The sequence below is a fragment of the uncultured Psychroserpens sp. genome (assembly GCF_947503375.1).
Taxonomy (GTDB): Bacteria; Bacteroidota; Bacteroidia; order Flavobacteriales; family Flavobacteriaceae; genus Psychroserpens.
Map to the genome: position 1 here is coordinate 307,972 of NZ_CANNDQ010000005.1, position 19,044 is coordinate 327,015.

A 19,044-nucleotide genomic window follows, 5' to 3' on the forward strand; every position below is an offset into this window, starting at 1 on the left:
ACCTGCGGCTCTTTTTATTTTAATCTGTATACAGGATATTGCAAATGTGCCTTTTCGTAATAAGTACTTTGCTTGTGTAACCAATCTAATTGAGCAAACCAATTGTCTGAAAAATCTTTCTCAGTAGATTTTTTAGTATTGAACTCTGTTTGAAGTTTAGGGTTTGAGGATAATATTTCTTTAGCTTTATCTTCCCATACATAAGGTGAAAACCCTTCTTTTTGCTGTAAAATAGTATCAAAGAAATTCCAATTAAAGAACGAGTCAGGCGCTTGTGGTTCCAAAGTTTCTAATAAATATCTGAAAGCGTTTTGATGAGTATAAACTATATAATCTCCTTTATGAAATTTCACTTTGTTAATGCTAGAGGTTACTTTAGTATTATAATGCTGATAGTGACCTTCATAAGGGTTTTGACGTGTTTGATAACTGTCTATTTTGTAGTTCTCAACAGTAAGCATCGTATCGTTTTCAATCAAATGCATTTCAACCTTGTTAAGTTGGAGTAATTCAATCACTTGCCACCAATTTTTAGGAATTACATAACCACGAGGTATTTCAACCTCTGTTTTTGGTTTAAAATAGTTGTTGTAACTAATTTCTTTTGTAAAAGGTTGAGTTCTATCATATTTTAATCGCTGTGCTTGTGTGATGTCACTTTTCACCATTTTGCCTTCAAATCCTTTGAATTTTAATGTGGTAGATGCTGTTGTGTCTATTTTCCAATCGAGCGCATAGGTGTCAGCATAATCAAGTAAGTTTTCTGTAGAATGAATTTGTTTCCATTGAATTTTCAAATGGTCTTCTTCAATAATTTCTATCATACTCTTCATTAATTCATAGGTGCCTTCAACACGTTGTTTATATGGTTTCAGCATATGAGTTTCAACCATCATACCCAATGTATTCCATAGTGTAGTGTAACCCGTAGAATACCTTGGGTAATCCATAAACTGCGTAAAGCCTTCTTCAGGTACTTTATTAAAAACATTAACATAAGGTGTTATATCCCAAGACTTGGCTAATAGTTTTTGCTCTAATTTAGGCATCATTTCTTGGTGTAGGTATTCTCCTAAACTGCTGCCTAACTTATTGTGTTGAGTGAACAAATGTGTTAGCGTGTATTGATAATCTGCACCATTACTTACATGGTTGTCGATAAAAACATCTGGTTTTACTAAATGAAATATTTTAGTGAATGTTCTCGCATTTTTTGTGTCACATTTAATAAAGTCGCGGTTCAAATCATAATTACGAGCGTTACCTCTAAACCCGTATTCTTTCGGGCCGTTTTGATTTGTTCTACTGGTAGAATTACGGTTTAAGCTACCTCCAATATTATATATTGGAATAGTTACTATAACAGTTTTTTTGGGGATATCTATTTTACCTTGAGCAATATCTCTATAGAGCATCATCGTAGCATCAATACCATCTGACTCACCTGGATGAATACCGTTATTAATTAATAGAATTCTCTTCTCATTTTGTTTTATAGTTTTAAAATCGAATTCTTTATCAGGATTAAACGTGACCAAGTGTAAAGGTTTACCCGAATCTGTCTTACCAATTGAATCGATAGATATTTCGGGATATGCTTTAGCTAAATTAGTATAATAGCTAATGGTCTGTTGGTAAGTAGCCGTTTCTGTTCCATTAGAAGTTTCAAAAACTGTTGTAAAGTCAATATCACTAGCAACTTCTTTTTGGGAGCAAGCAGTAAAGATTAATAAACATGCTATTAGCTTTTTCATCGTATATTTTTTATGATATCAAACTTAATCAAATTCACTTAATTTATTTGTAATTGGATGTTTTAGAACTGAACAAAAAATATTAATTTCGCTATACATTATTTTAAATCTATGTCGCAAACTACAAATACTATTCTAATGATTCGTCCAGTAAATTTTAGGATGAATGAGCAAACTGCCGTTAATAATTACTTTCAAGAAGATATACATTTAAAAAATGCAGAGATCAATTCGAAAGCTCAAGAAGAATTTGATATGTTCGTTAATAAACTAAAAGCAGTTGGTGTAAATGTTATTGTAGAACAGGATGACAAACTCATGGATACACCAGATTCTATTTTTCCTAACAATTGGGTAAGTTTTCATGAAAATGGAGATGTTGGGTTATATCCTATGTTTGCTGAAAACAGACGTAAAGAACGCCGAGATGAAGTTTTTATGCGACTAGAAAGTGAAGGTTTTAGAATCGAGAACATCATCGATTACACAAGTGCTGAAGACGAAGGTGTATTTCTTGAAGGTACAGGAAGTTTATTGTTGGATCGCATTAATTCTAAAGCATATTGTGCTTTATCACCGAGAGCAGATGAAGATTTGTTTATTGAGTTCTGCGAAGATTTTGAGTATTCACCAATTGTTTTCACTGCCAATCAAACGGTTGAAGGGAAACGATTGCCTATTTATCACACCAATGTAATGATGTGTTTGGCCGAAAAGTTTTCAGTAATCTGCTTAGACAGTATTGATGATAAGAAAGAACGCAAAAATGTAGTAAAAAACTTGAAGGACGACGGTAAGCAAATTATAGAGATAACAGAAGCACAAATGCATCAATTTGCTGGCAATATGTTACAAGTAAAAGGTCATAATGATCAACCATACTTAGTAATGAGCAAGGCTGCACATGATAGTTTAACAGCTGAACAAATTATAGCTATTGAAAAATTCTGTCCAATTCTGTCAAGTTCATTAGAAACCATTGAGACTTGTGGAGGGGGAAGTGCACGTTGTATGATGGCTGAGGTATTCTTACCTAAATCCTAATCTAGCTTATTGAATATATAGCCACCTTTTTCTGCTCCCCAAATGTGTTTACTGTTGTCGTCAAAACCTCTATCCCATGAGATGATCTTATCTTCTAGAATTTCAACTTCACTTGTAGCATAAGACGCACCATATAATGTGCTTTCACAGGTTTTTTCTCCAGTTTCTCCTTTATAATGGTTTTTAGCTACTCGTTTTAGTAGCACTTCACAACCTACTTTTTTAGATACATTATCCATTGATAACGAATCAAATGCTGTAGGTGTCTTCCATTTTCCAATCCATAACGAATCGTGTTCTATAGTATAAATAGCTGAACTATACACACTATCATTGAGCTGAGTAACTTCATAAATGCGTTGTCTATATGGTTTATTTTGTCTCGCATTTAGAGCTTGTTCAACATACAAATAGTTCCCTTTATCTTCCCAGATAGGATACATATGTAGCGAGATGTTGAAGTATGTAGAATCAACCTCTGCTTGTATTTCAGAATTGAACGACCCTTGCATTAACGCAAATAATTCTGGTAAGTGATCAGTTTTAATTATAGCTTCAGTTTGTTTTTCTGTATTTTTACAGCTTACAGCAAATAGTAGTATGCAAACGGAAAGTAAAAAATATTTCATGAGTTGGTTGCTTTTTTGCTAATATACAAAAAGCAATTATTCTGTAGGCTTAATTTTTGGAAGCTCTACATAGAATTTTGAACCAACATTAGGCGTGCTTTCAACCCAAATACGACCACCATTAAGCTCAACTAATTCTTTGCAAATAGCCAATCCTAATCCAGTACCTTTTTCATTATTAGTTCCAGTTGTGGTAAAGGTTCCATTTTGGAATAACTTATCGACATTTTCTCTAGAAATCCCTACTCCAGTATCTTCAACTAAAAGCAAAGCTTTACCATCATGATCAGTATTAGATACTGTAATAACATCACCTACGCGAGTAAATTTCACAGCATTGGTAATTAAATTTTGAATGACAATCTCAATCATTCTCTTGTCAGCATATATGAAGTCTCGATGAGATTCGTCAATCAGTACAATTCGTTTTTGCTCAACTTTTTGTTCAACTAAGCTCATTTTATTATGAAATACTTCTTGAATGTTAAATAGTTCGGGTTTTGGTTCAAGGTTCTGCATTTGTGATTTGGACCAATTCAATAAGTTGAAAAGTAAAGATGATGCATTATCAGCATTCTCACTAAGTTCAGGTATGAGGTTATAAAACTCTTCTCTAGAAATACTGTCTTCTTTTAAAAGATCAATAAAGCCTTTAATTGATGATATAGAATCTTTAAGATCGTGAGAAACTATTGAAAACAATCGATCTTTTACTTTATTGATTTCTTCTAAGTGTTTGGTCTGTTCTGAGAATACTTCGTTTTGTAGTTTTATTTGCTCATTTTTTTCTTTGAGCTCTTCATTAAATTTAAGGGTGTTTTTTCGTTTTAAATAAATTAAGAGCAATATGGTTGAAACAATTAAAAAAGCTGCAATAAGAATGTAAGATATAGCTTTGAGCTTTTTTAGTTCTTCTTTACTTGCTTGCTCCTTTTCTTGTATAGCAATTGCATTGAAGTCATCATCAACAATATCATCTGTAACTTCTTCTTTAATGATATCTGTATCGATAGGAATTTTAGGTTGATTAGCTTTATCTAATTCTGTTTTCAGTTCAAAATACTTTCCTTGCCAATAAAATGCATTTTGAAACTTACCATTAGTAGAATCTAATTCTTTGCGAAGCCTGTAATTTTTTAAAAGCTCTGTTTTGTTATTAACTCTTGAAGCAATAGTATAGGCCTCGTCGAGTTGTAATTCGGCTAGTTTTACTTTATTGAGCTGCATATTGAGTTCACCTACAGCATTCAAAGCTCTTAAAATACCATCGTCGTTTTTAATTTTACGATTAAATTTAAGACCATCAACTAGATAATCTGCTGCTTTTTCATAATCTTTAAACTGTAAGTATTCGCTACCAATTCTTGGTAAGATCTCACCTTTTAGCGCTTGATCTGTGTTAGGGTTTATAAGGGAAAGGACTTCTTCGTAATATTCTATAGCTCTTCTATGCTCTTTTCTTTCAGAATATAATAATGCAATATTCTTTGTTGAAGTTTTAATGCCAGAACTGTCTCTCAATTGTTTTCTAACATTCAAGGCTTTAATGTTGAATTCTAAAGCTTTATCAATTTGAAACGTATTGTAATAAGCTTCTGCCAGATTGTTATAGGCAGAACTTAGTTCGTCAAGAAGATGCCTAGTCTCAAAAGTTTGAATTGCAGATAATGAATTTTCTAACCCAACATGATAATTACCTCGCTTGATCTCAATAAGCCCAATACTGTTATTTACTTTGGCGATGCCTAAAGTGTCACCAAGCTGCCTATAGTATTTTCGCGACTTATTATAACCGTCAATAGCATTGTAGTAATCGTTATTTTGAGAATAGATCAACGCTTTGTAGTAGTTTACATCAGCAATCCCTTTGGTGTGATTCAAAGATTTTGATAATCGTTCTGTATTATCAATATAGGTAAGTGCTTTTTTGTAGCTTTTAGCCTCGTATAATGCTTTTACTAAACGTAAAGAGGTATCTACTTTTGAAGAGTCTTGCTTTTGATAAGCTAATTGCACCATAAGACTATCGATCTCAATTGTTTGTGAAAAACAAAAAAGCGATGAACATAAAACAGCTAATGTAATTAACTGTTTCATAGCGTTGGCGTTGTATTAAAAATTACCAAGTTATTTAAACACTTTTTTGCCATGAGGGAAGGTAAAAGCAAGTGTGTAAAATTCAAGGGCAACCTCAATAAAGATTGAATATTAAGTTTCATCAACGTTTGGGACTCTTGATTAATAGCATATCAAAAATGATTAAAAGGCTACTAAAATGCTAATTTTCGGGTTTTAATACCTAAAAATTAGATAAAGTGGTCTTTAGATTTTACCAAAACATCGACGAATAGATAAACGGTAAAAATCATAGAAAAAATGCACTTTTATCGATGAACGGTAAAATGATGTAGGAACAATATTTAAAGTATTGTTTTACAGGTGTTTAATATGAGTTTTTTTGTTCTTGCTCAAACTTGATCATATTTTTCTCTTTATCAAAAATTGCAAATTCGCGCGTTCCTCTGGTATAGTCTTCTAAAGGTTATTTGGATAACTCATTTTTTTTAAACCAATGCCTAAAATTAAACAATTTAGCGTTTTCTGGTTGAAAAAACTTTAATAAAAATCCTATATTTGCGCACTTATTAAATGTGGAATCAATGAACCTTCAAGCTATTTTATCTAAAAGCGTTAAGCAAGCGGTAAGTACTATTTTTAATGCTGAATTACAATCGGTAGAATTTCAAGCTACACGTAAAGAATTTGCTGGAGATATTACAGTTGTTATATTCCCGATGCTGAGGGTTATCAAAGGTAATCCTGTTGTCATTGGAGAACAAGTAGGTAATTATTTGGTAGAGCACATTGATAAGGTCAAAGGATTTAATGTTGTAAAAGGTTTCTTAAATATTGAAATTGACGACGATTACTATCTTAATTTTTTCAATAGCATCAAACATAATGAATCATTTGGCTTGGTATCTACTCAAAATGAAGAGCACGCTGTTCTTATCGAGTATTCGTCACCTAATACCAATAAACCATTGCATTTAGGACATGTTAGAAATAATTTATTGGGATATAGTGTTGCTGAAATTTTGGCAGCCTCAGGGAAAAAGGTCTACAAAACACAAATCATCAACGATAGAGGAATACATATTTGTAAAAGTATGTTGGCTTGGAAGCACTTTGGTAATGGCAAAACACCAGAATCTACAGGGTTGAAAGGCGATAAGTTTGTAGGTAACTATTATGTAAAGTTTGATCAAGAGTATAAAAAAGAAGTTGAAGTTTTAATTTCTCAAGGTCATTCTAATGAAGAGGCTAAAAAAAATGCCCCAATACTTTTAGAAGCTCAAGAAATGCTTCAAAAATGGGAAGCTGGAGATGATGAGGTTGTAAAATTATGGCAAACCATGAACGGTTGGGTGTACAAAGGTTTCAATACAACATATAAGAATTTGGGTGTTGATTTCGATAAGCTCTATTACGAAAGTGAAACCTATTTGCTAGGGAAAGAGTTTGTTGAAGAAGGATTAAGAACTGGTGTTTTTCATAAAAAAGATGATGGTTCGGTTTGGTGTGACCTTACCGATGATGGCCTTGATGAAAAAATTGTTCTAAGAAGTGATGGCACGGCAGTTTATATGACGCAAGATATAGGTACTGCGATTCAAAGAGCTAAGGATTTTCCTGATGTAGGAGGAATGGTCTATACAGTTGGTAATGAGCAAGAATACCATTTCCAAGTTTTATTCTTAATCATAAAAAAATTGGGTTTCGAGTGGGCTGAAAATCTGTACCACTTAAGCTATGGTATGGTAGATTTACCTTCTGGAAAAATGAAAAGTAGAGAAGGGACTGTTGTTGATGCTGATGACCTTATCATTGAAATGGCACAAACTGCAGAAGAGATCTCTAAAAATTTAGGGAAATTGGACAGTTATACCGAAGATGAAAAGCAACAGCTTTACAAGATCATTGGTCTAGGCGCATTAAAATATTATATCTTAAAAGTTGATCCTAAGAAAAGAATTTTATTCGACCCAAAAGAATCTATTGATTTTCAAGGAAATACGGGGCCTTTTATTCAGTATACTCATGCCAGAATTCAATCTATTTTAAGGAAGGCTAAAATTGATATTAGTGCAACTGTATCTCTTTTGGAATTACACGAAAAAGAGAAAGAATTGCTTAAGCAAATACAACTTTTTCCTGAAACAGTACAATATGCTGCAAAAAATTATAGCCCAGCATTGATTGCTAATTACACTTACGATTTGGTGAAGTCTTTTAATTCATTCTATCAATTTTTACCTATCGTTTTAGGCAATGATGAAGAAAATTCTAAAATTTTTAGAGTGCAACTATCAAAAGTGGTAGCAAACGTTATTAAGAATGCTTTTGGTTTATTAGGTATTCAAGTACCTGATCGTATGTAGTTAATTGAATTTTCCTTTGTGCTCTAGTGCTAGCTTGATGTGTGCAAGATGGTGATTGCAATGCCATGCATAGATGCCTATGGTTTCATCTAATGTGAATTGTTTTCCATGTTCTGGATGTACAAATGTTCTTGACAGATCTTCTTTTGGGATGTGTCGTAATAGTTTTCCCAACTTAGCATGGAGCCCGTTTAAAAGTGATTGTGTAGCACTTAGATTATCATCTGTACCATCAATTAAATTAGCCCAACGTGACTCGAAATAAGGTCTTATAGTTGGTGTATCTTCAGTAAGTGCAAGTTTAAAACGAATAATACTATTCATATGGCTATCTGCACAATGGTGTACAACCTGTTTAATAGTCCAACCCTCTGGTCTATAACTCCATTGCAATTGTTGAAGACTTAGATTTTTGGTCAATCTTTCAATGGTTATCGGAAACTTCTCTATGTCATCGATCCATTTGTGGATGAGGTCATTTTGGATAGAATCAGGCTTTTTAAATTCTCCAATTGGAAATTTCAGTTTATACAAATCAGTTTCATTCATAACTAACTATACTTTAGCAGTTCCATTTTTTAAATCTTCAGTTTGTTGTTCATCCATATAAACGATTGGCACAGCATAAATTATAGGCATATCGCTTCTGTATTTTTCTCTGAGTAATTTGTTGATAGGATTAAATAATAAAGCTTTAGTTGTAGCCACAATCAGTACGTCATGACTATTGGATAGGTGTCCTTTTTCATTAGGATACCTGCCAATGACCTCTTTCAAAATGTATTCATTCATAACTAAATCTTTTTCATGTAACATGGTGGTGATTTCGTTTGCTTGATCAATATTTTTAGAAATAATATGCAATTGAACCATATCTAATTTGTTTTGATGATATGACTTAAATATACCATTTGTTTTCAATTAAAAGTGTTAAAATCGAACCCTAAAACTGATATTTGGAGTAATGCCTAATGAAAGATTGTCTACAGTAACAATTTGACCATTCTCATCTGTAGCATAGTAGGTGTTTATCACATTTCGTTTATCAAGAATATTCCATATTGAAGCACCTATAGATGCATTTAGTTTGTTACCAAATTTTAAATCATACGTCGCTGAGATATCTGCGCGCAAGTAACTGTCTAGTGAGTCACTATTAGGTGCTGCATACTCAATGGTATTGTTGTTTTGGTTTTGTGTCTCTAGAGGAAGTGTTCTTGGTTTTCCCGAATGCCAATTGATACCCATAGCAAGATTTAGGTTATTTATTGCATAAGTACCTGCAAAGGTCACTGCGTGTCTTATGTCTAAATTATTTGCAAAACTGTGACCATCATTTAGATTATCAAAAGTGTAATCATTAGTACTAAATGAATAACTTAGCCATGTACTATAATGCTCAAACTGTTTATTAATTAAAAAATCAATTCCTTTAACTTGGTATTTCCCAATGTCATTTACAAACTGAAATTGATTCTGAAACCCTTGACTTCTACTTGTAATACCTTCAACGTTTTTAATGAAAGCCTCAACGCTTATCAATAAATCATTTTTGTTGAAATGTATGCCAACAGCACCTTGAATGCTTTTTATTATTGGGATATCTTCATTGTTTGAAAGAATCCAACGGCGTTTCTCAATTCCTAAGAAATCATTCTGTAGATCTATAATTTGAGAAGTGGTCTGACTCTTAAACTCAGCCAAAAACTCTAATCTGAAATTATTATTTAATTTATGACTTAATGATAAACGTGGTTCAGTAAAAAATTCTGAAAATTTCTCAATGTAATTCGTTCGCAAACCAATTCTTGCATAAGTATTTTTATTAGCTGATGTAAATTCGGCTTCACCATAAATAGAATGTGTTCTATTAACTTCCTTAACAAAACTGGTGAAATTTTGAATATTTACTTCTTCAAAATTGCTAATGATTACCTCGTTAAATTGATAACCACCATGCAATTTGAGGTTGTCATCAATATGATTTGTTGCATTTATCTTTATGCCTAAATCACTTACCTCATTTTCTTGATTAAGTCGTTGTCCATTCACAACGTCAAAATCTGTAGATTTTAAATCGTAATTGGTGATGTAGAACTGAGCATTTGTAGTGAGTGTACTGTTCCAGTATTTTAGGTATTGAAAACCGGCAGCATAATTATTTTGCTCTAACGTATTTGTTAGAGAAGCGTTAGGATTAAGATTAGATTTCTGATCATAATTAAGACTGTTATTAATAGTCATAAAGTTGGCACGCACTTGATCTTGATCTGTGATATCATATAAAAATTTTGTCGCAATATCATAAAAATAAAACCGTTCGTTATTGGATATTATAGGAGAGGTGTTTTGCTGTGAATTTGAAAAGTCTGAATCTTGAAATACGCGTTGCAAATATTGGTCATAGGTAGGTGTGAAAATAAAATCGGTTACAGAGCGTCTAGCCGAGACTTGTAATTCGGTTTTTTTACTCATTGGGATTTTAGCAAAAGCATCAGCGTGGATTAAATTAAAACCAGCTCCAGCTGCGAAGTCTTGATCCAAACTATTAGATTGTTGCATATCTATAACACTTGAAACACCGTCGCCATAGATGACGCTTGTACCATTTTTTGATACGTTAACATTGGTAGTCAAATAAGGATTAAAGGCAGATACTAAGCCAAAAAAGTGACCAGATTGATACATTTTGATTCCGTCCCAAAGAATTAAGTTTTGGTCATGCGTACCACCTCTAACATTAATATTAGAAACAGTTTCATCAACACTTAGTATACCTGGTAGTGCTTGTATAGTCTGTAAAATATCTGGTTCAATTAGACCTGGAAGTAGACCGAATTTTTCAGTTTCTATTGAAATTTTACCATCACTCTTTTTTGAGATACCTTTGGTAAGATAATTAGTTATAATAACTTCCTCTAGCTTTTGTGTAATAAAACTACTTAATGGGTTTATACGTTTAGAGATGACTATATTGAATTCTCCAATGAAAATAAAATCAAGATTGGTTTGCGCCTTTAAATAATCTATAAGTTCATCTAATGAAATAGTATCATCTGGTGCTTTTATATTTATGCCTTCTAATGTTTGGTCAATATAAGTAAAATTAATACTGTACTTGGTCTCAAGATCGGCTAATATTTGGGCAAGAGGCAATATCTTTTCTGAAGCGTTTTGTGCCATTGGGCAGTTAACATTCCAAAAAAATATAATTATAAAAAGATAGTAAGCATTTTTTTTACTCACGCTTTAATGTAATGATATTGTCTGTTTTACTATACGTTAAATGTAACGGTAAAGTAATGGATTTTAAAGCAATTTCAATATCATTGTGTATAAAACTTCCTGTGAATAATTGTGAATCGTCGATATCATCTAAAACTATTGACACATTGTGCTGACGCTCAAACTCAGCAATCACCTCTCTGTATGGTAAACTCTTAAAACGACTTTGGTTCTGCAACCATGATGGTACAGCTTGGTTTTCTTTTTCAGTAGCAATTAATTTCCCATCTAAAATCAAAAAGGTATCTCCAGGTAATAACTCTGTTTTATTTGCATTGTATATAACAGCAACTTTTCCTTCAAAACAACTAACCTCATAATAATTGTCACGTTGCTTAACATTGAACTGAGTGCCTAAAACTGTCACAATTCCATCTTTGGTTTTGACATCAAATTTAGATCCTTTTGACACTTTGAAGAATGCTTCGCCTTCTAAGACAACTATTCTGTTTTCATCCCAGTTGCTACTATTAAAGGTTAATTTAGAAAGCGCATTAAGGTTTACAAGTGAAGCGTCAGGTAACTCAATAGATTGCTTTTCAGCAACCATCGTGTTTACGGTAGTGTCTAATGTTGAAGTGTAGAAGTAAAGACCAAAGCAAATCACAAATACAGCGGCAATTTTAATGGCGTTAGCAAGCCAATCGGTACTCTTCTTTTGGGTAGTTTTAATTTTACTCAATACAGTTTGAAGACTTTCTGATGTATTGTATTCAGGAGCCTTCAAGGTTTTAAGTTGAGTGTCTAATCTTATCAATGCGTCATAATCTTCAAGCCGTTTAAAAGCTTCAAGTTCGTCAGCATTTAAGCTATGATCCAACCATTTTTGTATGAGTTCGTCTCGTTTCATATTCTATTTTACGTCTATATAACAGCTATAAAGGCAAAATTCCTACCTACTTACTATATTAAAGTTCATCTATATCTTCTCTAAGTTTCTTTAAAGCACCATAGATACGTTTTTCTACAGCCTTGGTTGAAATATCTAATAACTGAGCTATTTCTTTAAACCGTTTTCCTTCAACTCTGTTCATTAAAAAGGCCACCCGTTGCGCTTCGGTTAGTTTAGCTATAGCAGCATTTAGCTTTTTTAAATACTCTTTTTCTTGTAAAACAAATTCTGGAGTTAGATTTGTACTTGTCTTTGGTTTGATCTCTTGGTGTTTTCTGACTACTTTTTGGTGCGCATAGGCATTAAGCATCAAATTATTAGCAGTCGTAAACAAAAAACTCTTTGCTTTATTCGGTGTTACTTTTCCACAATTTTCCCATAGCTTTATAAAGGCTTCTTGAACTTTATCTTTTGGACTTAATGAGTTACCAAACTTATAAAACAAGAAATTATTTAGATCTTCTGAATATTTAATAAACAGAGAAGAGAACAATTGTTCTTCGCATATATTTTCTTTAAGCGGTTTTGCCATGATTTTAAACGTGTGGCTAAGTTATAAAATTAGGTCAAAGGTAGGAGATTTTTATTTTTAGTTGTTATATATAAAAACAATAACCATAACAAGTAATATGTAGTTGGGTATTACTTTCTTTTAAACATTTAATAACCAAATAGGTGTGAAAAAGAGTTGTTATTTTTTAATTCATTTATAGTTAATAAAACTGAACCGCTTGGATTTTAGTTTTAGTTTTTAGTTGGTAAAAAAGGATTGTACGTCATAACAATCCTTTTTTATGTTTATATTTATTTTACTTCGCTTTATAAATACACTTCAAATACTTAAATTTGCGTTTTTAAAATTGAAGGAGGATTATGTTTAATAATTTAAGTGAAAAGTTAGATAAAGCCTTACATGTCTTAAAAGGGCATGGAAGCATTACAGAAGTAAATGTTGCTGAAACCTTGAAAGAGGTTCGAAGAGCATTACTTGATGCCGATGTAAACTTTAAAATTGCTAAAGAGTTTACAAATAAAGTTAAAGAGAAAGCTTTAGGTCAAAATGTATTAACAAGTTTACAGCCAGGTCAATTAATGGTCAAGCTTGTTAAAGACGAACTTACTGAACTAATGGGAGGCGATGCAGAAGGAATAAACCTTTCTGGAAACCCAAGTGTTATTCTAATGTCTGGTTTGCAAGGTTCAGGTAAAACCACATTTTCAGGTAAGCTAGCCAATTACTTAAAAAACAAGAAGACCAAAAAGCCACTATTAGTAGCTTGTGACGTATACCGACCAGCTGCAATTGATCAATTACACGTTGTTGGAGATAAAATAAATATTGAGGTTTACAGTGATAAAGGTAATAATGATCCAGTTGCCATAGCGCAAGCTGGTATTGCTCATGCTAAAGCTAACGGATTTAATGTCGTGATCATTGATACAGCTGGACGTCTAGCTGTCGATGAAGCCATGATGAACGAAATCTCGAACATCCATAAAGCAATTCAGCCACAAGAAACCTTGTTTGTTGTAGATTCTATGACTGGTCAAGATGCTGTAAATACGGCAAAAGCTTTTAATGATATCTTGAATTTTGATGGTGTTATTCTTACCAAATTAGATGGTGATACAAGAGGAGGTGCAGCGATATCCATTAAATCTGTTGTAAATAAACCAATTAAGTTTATCGGTACTGGAGAGAAGATGGAAGCCATCGATGTGTTTTACCCTTCACGTATGGCAGATCGTATTCTTGGAATGGGAGATGTGGTGTCACTTGTTGAAAGAGCTCAAGAGCAGTATGACGAGGAAGAAGCACGAAAAATTCAGAAAAAAATTGCAAAAAACCAATTCGGATTTGATGATTTCTTAAAACAGATTCAGCAAATTAAGAAAATGGGTAATATGAAAGACCTTATTGGAATGATTCCTGGTGCCGGAAAAATGATGAAAGATGTAGATATAGATGATGATGCGTTTAAGGGTATTGAAGCGATTATTCATTCTATGACACCTTCAGAACGGTCAAACCCATCTATTATTAATTCAAGTAGAAAGAAACGAATTGGTAAAGGTTCTGGTACTTCTGTGCAAGAGGTCAATCAGCTATTAAAACAGTTCGATCAAATGAGTAAGATGATGAAGATGATGCAAGGTGGAAAAGGTAAAGCAATGATGCAAGCAATGAAAGGCATGAGATAGTAACTCATGCTTTTTTTATATAATTTAGTTTAATAATATAACAGTCCTACAATGACAATTCTAGACGGAAAAAAAATAAGTAACGATATTAAAGATGAGATCACTGAGCAAGTGAAGAAAATGAAGGCAAAGGGCGAAAAAGTGCCGCATTTAGCAGCAGTGATCGTTGGTAATGATGGTGCAAGTTTAACTTATGTTGGAAGTAAAGTTCGCGCTTGTGAACGTGTAGGGTTTGAATCAACTATGGTTCGTATGTCTAACACGACCAGTGAAATAGAATTGTTAGATAAAATTGAAGAGCTTAATCAAGATGATGCTATTGATGGATTTATCATTCAGTTGCCTTTGCCACCGCAAATCAATACACAAAAAGTTTTAATGGCAGTAGATCCTAATAAAGACGTAGATGGGTTTCATCCAGAGAATTTTGGCAAAATGGCATTAGATATGAGTACGTTTATACCTGCTACACCATTTGGTATTTTAGAACTATTAGACCGTTATGGTGTAGAGACCAAGGGTAAACATACTGTAGTTATAGGACGAAGCCATATAGTAGGAAGACCTATGAGTATTCTTATGGGTAGAAAAGGTTTTCCTGGAAATTCAACCGTTACTTTAACGCATAGCCACACAAAAAACATTACTCAAATTACCTCTCAAGCTGATATTATTATCTCAGCACTTGGTGTTCCAAATTTTCTAAAAGCAGAAATGGTAAAAGATGATGCGGTTATAATTGATGTTGGAATTACAAGAGTGCCAGACGAAAGTTCACCTAAAGGCTATGTTATTACAGGAGATGTAGATTTCGAAAATGTGAGTAAAAAAGCAAGTTATATTACACCTGTTCCAGGAGGAGTTGGTCCAATGACTATTGCTATGTTGTTGAAAAACACTCTTTTAGCTAGAGAGCAACGTATGTAATTTGGCTATATTCTCTCATGAATGTTATAGCAGTTTTAGAATTACAGAGAGTTACAATTGGAAGTTTAGAGCATTTTTTTCCTATTGGTTTTAGTATTGTTTTTGCAATAGCTTTAATACTATATGCAAAGCGATCTTCAAATGAAAAATTGCAAAAATCCCTTTTCAATAGTTTAGCATTAGTGGTATCACTAACAGTCTTGTTGTATCACCTTTATACCTTTGTTTTTGAGACTTATAATGTTAAAACAGACTTGCCACTTTACTTATGTAGTTTAATGTCACTATTAATTCCAGTGTTCTCATATTACAAAAGGTATTGGATGTTCGAAGTATTAGTGTTCTGGATCATTGCTGGCACGTTACAAGGTGTATTAACACCAGATATCGCAGTTGGCTTTCCTAGTTTTGATTATTTTAGATACTGGGTTGTACATTTAGGGCTCCTTATTATTATTTTTTATGCCATTTTTGTGTTTAATATGAAACCAAGTTTCAAAAGTATTTTTAAATCTTTTTTTGCTTTACAATTGTATATCGTTTTAATGATATTTTTAAACTTTATTTTAGATGCCAATTACTGTTACCTTAATCGAAAACCAGAATCTGCATCACTTCTTGATTATTTTGGCGAATGGCCATATTATATAATTACTGCTCAACTGATAATTATACCACTATTTATTATAATTTACCTTCCATTTCATTTTAAAAGCAGAAATAAAAGTTTGTAAAACAGTAAATTAAAGCGTGTTTTTCAAAATAAAGATTTTTCTTACAAAGCCCACCTGTTAAACTTCTTTTTTTCGGAAATTGTCTAAAAGTCAATCTGGCAGACTCATTTTTTTGTACATTCATCAACGATAATATCCAACTATTTATTCCCTACAAGATATTATTACAGAATATAATAGCATTTATTTTAGGTTGATTAATAGCCCATCAACCCAAGTTTACATTTAATATGTAACCGTTTATGTTTTGGTTTAATTTATTAAAACCAATCATTATGAACACTTTAGCTATTAATTCAACTCAATTTTGTTGTACGCTGTACAATACCCTATTTTCAAAGTTACGAGTCAAAAAACAGATGTTGTTATTTTTGACTTTTTTGTTTTTTGGAACTTACTTGACTTATGGTCAACAACAGTTTGATGACTGTCCAAATAATAATAGTGAAATGCCCGATTATTCAATTGCAGATGCGAATAATCCTGCATTTGGAGCTACATTAGAATTGGCTACAGCTGTTATTGGCCCTGGTGATGATTTCTGTATAGGTAATGATCCAGGCAAAGATACTGTAGATGGTTGTGGTACATTCTTGTTCACTGGTCTTGATGGAGGTCAAAATGATTGCCCTACTCAAGTTTGTTTTTCTCCACGTCAAGGGTGTGGAACTGCTTTGGGAAATGTTTGTGTTTGGATAGAAAACCCAAATAGTCCTGGGACTTGGATAGACTTAGGAGAACCAAATTCTACAGGTAATGGTGAAGTTTGTATAACAGCACCTCCAGGAGTAAGTCAATTTGCAATTACAATATGTCGTCCTGGAAACGGCCCAGTTTCTGTAAATGATGTGGTTGTTACCCAAGCTCCTGAATTAGATTTAGGTGAAGATCAAGAAGCTTGTGTAGATATACTGCCTACTAATATAGATTTAACAGCTAATGAACCAGCTGGTCAAACTGGTGGTACATGGAGCATAGGAAGCGGAGCTTCTGGTACAGCTTCAGATTCTAATAATACAAGTCAAAACTTGCCAGATGGTGATTCAGCAGGAATTAACTCTACAGTTTCAATTGCTGGAATTCCTACTTCAGCAACATTAGACATAGAAGTAGAAGTTGCAATGACACATACATATGTGGGCGATTTAGAAATTGAGTTAATAGCACCAGACGGTGAGAGTATTATTCTTTTAACAAGACCGGGAACTGGAGGTGGATTTGGTGATAGTAGTAATGCATCTATGTCTGGAGCAATAACATTTTCTGATACTGCGTCTGTTAATGCTGAAGATATGGGAGATACTCTTAATAGTTCTGAGACAATTTGTCTTGATGATGGCATATGTGATTATCTGCCTAATAGTGGTCCACCAACTTCTTTTGCTCAACTTAGCGCAACAATTTTAGCTAATGGATCTAATCCAAATGGCGTGTGGACATTAAATGTGTCAGATAATGCAAATGATGATACTGGTAGTTTAGACAGTTGGAGTATAAATATAGATTGGCAAGACGGAGGAGATATAGCAGATCCAACATCATATACAATTGATGGCAATGTTGGTGCAATGACTACTTTTACTTATACCTATGATGCCTCTTCTGAAGCATATGCAGGTTGCTCAATTAGTGATGAAATAAAATATACTATTGTAGATGATTGTTGTGATAATCCTATTAACCCATCACCTTCATGTAATGCTTTGAAAGTTATAGTGGTTTTAGATGAATCTGGCTCAATTGACTCTGATACTGAAGAAGATGTAGAAGATGCATCTTTAGCACTAGCAAACGCATTAAAAGATACTGGCGCGCAAATGGCTTTTGTTGAGTTTGCTTCTACAGCAGCCATAGGAAATTATGGAGGCTTTACCAATTATAACTTAGTAAATGACGCATATATTACAGCATTGAATGATGGCGCTACTGGATTAGTTGCACAGTATGGTAGCAATGCTAATACTTCTGGTGAATGGACTAATTGGGAAGACGCCTTGAATAAGGTTTTAGACCTTAATGATATAATGGTTGCCGATATAGTCTTATTTATGACAGATGGTAACCCAACAGCTTATATTAGAGATAGTGATAATGCTGTCCTAACTAATCAGAATTCAACTACATCTTTAAACAATGCTCTAGACGAAGCTTGCGAAGTAAAATTTGATGGCTCACATATATTTATGCTAGGAGTTGGAAATGGAATTTCTTCTTCTAACCTTCAAGCTATTTCTGGACCTGTTTTAGATGATGGACCAGGAAACCCAGCATTAACAGTATTAACTGCTGATTACGGTTTGATTACTTCTGGTGATTTAACACAATGCTTCTTAGATATTGCGCAAAGTGGTTGTAATAATGATTTATCACTAGAAAAAACAGTTTATGCTGGTCATGATAATGGAGCAAGTTGCAGTGGTTTAAAAACGATTCCAAACCCAAATGACTCTCAGGTTACTTATTGCTTTACGATTACAAATGATGGTGATCAAACAATTAGTAATATAGATTTTACTGATTTAGATATTAGTATCGATGAAAATGATCTAACTCCAGCCTTTGTTACTTCCATGACATCAGGTCAGTCAATTACATATTATTATGAAACCACATTTTCGGGAGGTCAAGTATTTCCATTTAATAATACTGCTGAAGTCACAGGGGAAACACCAGCTGGTGACCCATTGAGCGATACTAGCTCAGCTGAAGTTACAGAACCCTTATGTACACCAGCTGCAACATGTAATTTACAGCCAATTAATGATGAAAGTTGTGTTTTACCAGTAGCATTTACAGAACCAACCGATGTATTCTCAGGCATAGAAGCTTGCGGAGCAACGGTAACGATGGATCATCAAGATTCTGGCGATAGTGATGTTTGCGGAGGTGCAGACTTCACTCGTACATATACCATATACTTTAACGGACAAGAATTTGCTACATGTGAACAACCAATCATTATTACAACTCCAGAGTTAGTAGTAAGCTGTCCACAGGATGCCGATGTAAGTTTACCATCATGTAGTACTGAGCAAGAGATTTTAGATGCCTATGCTATATGGTCATCAGGTTTTGGTGTCACAGGAGGATGTAATACGGTATCTAATTTAGGTGAATTACCAAGTCTTCCATCCT

At 33.4% G+C, this 19,044-nt stretch carries 14 protein-coding genes; 6 read left to right on the plus strand and 8 right to left on the minus strand.

The window, feature by feature from the left end; translation table 11 throughout:
- Nucleotides 1-14 precede the first annotated feature (14 nt).
- Nucleotides 15-1,754 (minus strand): M14 family metallopeptidase, encoded by a 1,740-nt coding sequence (locus Q0876_RS10880; RefSeq protein ID WP_299227659.1) that lies wholly within the window; start codon nt 1,752-1,754, stop codon nt 15-17.
- 111 nt (nt 1,755-1,865) lie between these two features.
- On the opposite strand from Q0876_RS10880, the gene ctlX reads away from it, so the two are divergent.
- Complete coding sequence (ctlX, locus tag Q0876_RS10885) at nt 1,866-2,798, plus strand: citrulline utilization hydrolase CtlX (RefSeq protein ID WP_299227661.1); 933 nt, start codon at nt 1,866-1,868, stop codon at nt 2,796-2,798.
- Here the strand turns inward: ctlX and Q0876_RS10890 are convergent.
- Together Q0876_RS10890 and Q0876_RS10895 are read right to left on the minus strand one after the other, a co-directional pair.
- Entirely contained in the window at nt 2,795-3,427 is a 633-nt protein-coding gene (locus tag Q0876_RS10890; protein ID WP_299227664.1) for a chromophore lyase CpcT/CpeT, read from the minus strand. The genes ctlX and Q0876_RS10890 overlap by 4 nt on opposite strands.
- A 36-nt stretch (nt 3,428-3,463) precedes the next feature.
- Nucleotides 3,464-5,524, minus strand: coding sequence for a tetratricopeptide repeat-containing sensor histidine kinase (locus Q0876_RS10895; RefSeq protein WP_299227667.1), 2,061 nt, complete (start codon nt 5,522-5,524; stop codon nt 3,464-3,466).
- Nucleotides 5,525-6,087: 563 nt separating this feature from the next.
- Between Q0876_RS10895 and argS the strand changes: the two genes are divergently transcribed.
- Entirely contained in the window at nt 6,088-7,869 is a 1,782-nt protein-coding gene (argS, locus tag Q0876_RS10900; RefSeq protein ID WP_299227670.1) for an arginine--tRNA ligase, read from the plus strand.
- On the opposite strand, the gene Q0876_RS10905 is transcribed toward argS, so the two are convergent.
- From Q0876_RS10905 to Q0876_RS10925, 5 genes are read right to left on the minus strand one after another with little or no spacing between them, the layout of a single operon-like run.
- A complete protein-coding gene (locus Q0876_RS10905) occupies nt 7,870-8,418 on the minus strand; it encodes a YfiT family bacillithiol transferase (protein ID WP_299227673.1) in 549 nt (182 codons plus the stop codon). It lies immediately after the preceding gene.
- Nucleotides 8,419-8,424: 6 nt separating this feature from the next.
- Nucleotides 8,425-8,742, minus strand: coding sequence for a hypothetical protein (locus Q0876_RS10910; protein WP_299227675.1), 318 nt, complete (start codon nt 8,740-8,742; stop codon nt 8,425-8,427).
- A 57-nt stretch (nt 8,743-8,799) separates the two neighbouring features.
- Nucleotides 8,800-11,052 (minus strand): TonB-dependent siderophore receptor, encoded by a 2,253-nt coding sequence (locus tag Q0876_RS10915; RefSeq protein ID WP_299227678.1) that lies wholly within the window; start codon nt 11,050-11,052, stop codon nt 8,800-8,802.
- Between the two features lie 55 nt (nt 11,053-11,107).
- On the minus strand, nt 11,108-12,004 hold the full coding sequence (locus Q0876_RS10920; protein WP_299227680.1) for a FecR family protein: 897 nt from the start codon (nt 12,002-12,004) through the stop codon (nt 11,108-11,110).
- A 58-nt stretch (nt 12,005-12,062) separates the two neighbouring features.
- Nucleotides 12,063-12,578, minus strand: a complete 516-nt coding sequence (locus Q0876_RS10925; RefSeq protein WP_299227682.1) for a sigma-70 family RNA polymerase sigma factor — start codon at nt 12,576-12,578, stop codon at nt 12,063-12,065.
- 341 nt (nt 12,579-12,919) lie between these two features.
- Between Q0876_RS10925 and ffh the strand changes: the two genes are divergently transcribed.
- The 4 genes from ffh to Q0876_RS10945 form a co-directional block, all read left to right on the plus strand.
- Nucleotides 12,920-14,248, plus strand: a complete 1,329-nt coding sequence (ffh, locus tag Q0876_RS10930; RefSeq protein WP_299227684.1) for a signal recognition particle protein — start codon at nt 12,920-12,922, stop codon at nt 14,246-14,248.
- A gap of 51 nt (nt 14,249-14,299) precedes the next feature.
- Nucleotides 14,300-15,175 (plus strand): bifunctional 5,10-methylenetetrahydrofolate dehydrogenase/5,10-methenyltetrahydrofolate cyclohydrolase, encoded by an 876-nt coding sequence (locus Q0876_RS10935; RefSeq protein WP_299227687.1) that lies wholly within the window; start codon nt 14,300-14,302, stop codon nt 15,173-15,175.
- A gap of 17 nt (nt 15,176-15,192) precedes the next feature.
- The gene (locus tag Q0876_RS10940) at nt 15,193-15,909 is read left to right on the plus strand and encodes a TIGR02206 family membrane protein (protein WP_299227690.1); all 717 of its coding nucleotides are present in this window, start codon (nt 15,193-15,195) and stop codon (nt 15,907-15,909) included.
- Nucleotides 15,910-16,280: 371 nt separating this feature from the next.
- Nucleotides 16,281-19,044: proprotein convertase P-domain-containing protein (locus Q0876_RS10945; RefSeq protein ID WP_299227693.1), on the plus strand; the 2,764-nt coding region annotated here is incomplete at its 3' end.

What these genes read in the sequence shown, in the direction of transcription:
- Q0876_RS10880 (WP_299227659.1), bottom strand. Translation starts at nt 1,754, where the DNA reads ATGAAAAAGCTAATAGCATGTTTATTAATCTTTACTGCTTGCTCCCAA.
- ctlX (WP_299227661.1), top strand. Translation starts at nt 1,866, where the DNA reads ATGTCGCAAACTACAAATACTATTCTAATGATTCGTCCAGTAAATTTT.
- Q0876_RS10890 (WP_299227664.1), bottom strand. Translation starts at nt 3,427, where the DNA reads ATGAAATATTTTTTACTTTCCGTTTGCATACTACTATTTGCTGTAAGC.
- Q0876_RS10895 (WP_299227667.1), bottom strand. Translation starts at nt 5,524, where the DNA reads ATGAAACAGTTAATTACATTAGCTGTTTTATGTTCATCGCTTTTTTGT.
- argS (WP_299227670.1), top strand. Translation starts at nt 6,088, where the DNA reads ATGAACCTTCAAGCTATTTTATCTAAAAGCGTTAAGCAAGCGGTAAGT.
- Q0876_RS10905 (WP_299227673.1), bottom strand. Translation starts at nt 8,418, where the DNA reads ATGAATGAAACTGATTTGTATAAACTGAAATTTCCAATTGGAGAATTT.
- Q0876_RS10910 (WP_299227675.1), bottom strand. Translation starts at nt 8,742, where the DNA reads ATGGTTCAATTGCATATTATTTCTAAAAATATTGATCAAGCAAACGAA.
- Q0876_RS10915 (WP_299227678.1), bottom strand. Translation starts at nt 11,052, where the DNA reads ATGGCACAAAACGCTTCAGAAAAGATATTGCCTCTTGCCCAAATATTA.
- Q0876_RS10920 (WP_299227680.1), bottom strand. Translation starts at nt 12,004, where the DNA reads ATGAAACGAGACGAACTCATACAAAAATGGTTGGATCATAGCTTAAAT.
- Q0876_RS10925 (WP_299227682.1), bottom strand. Translation starts at nt 12,578, where the DNA reads ATGGCAAAACCGCTTAAAGAAAATATATGCGAAGAACAATTGTTCTCT.
- ffh (WP_299227684.1), top strand. Translation starts at nt 12,920, where the DNA reads ATGTTTAATAATTTAAGTGAAAAGTTAGATAAAGCCTTACATGTCTTA.
- Q0876_RS10935 (WP_299227687.1), top strand. Translation starts at nt 14,300, where the DNA reads ATGACAATTCTAGACGGAAAAAAAATAAGTAACGATATTAAAGATGAG.
- Q0876_RS10940 (WP_299227690.1), top strand. Translation starts at nt 15,193, where the DNA reads ATGAATGTTATAGCAGTTTTAGAATTACAGAGAGTTACAATTGGAAGT.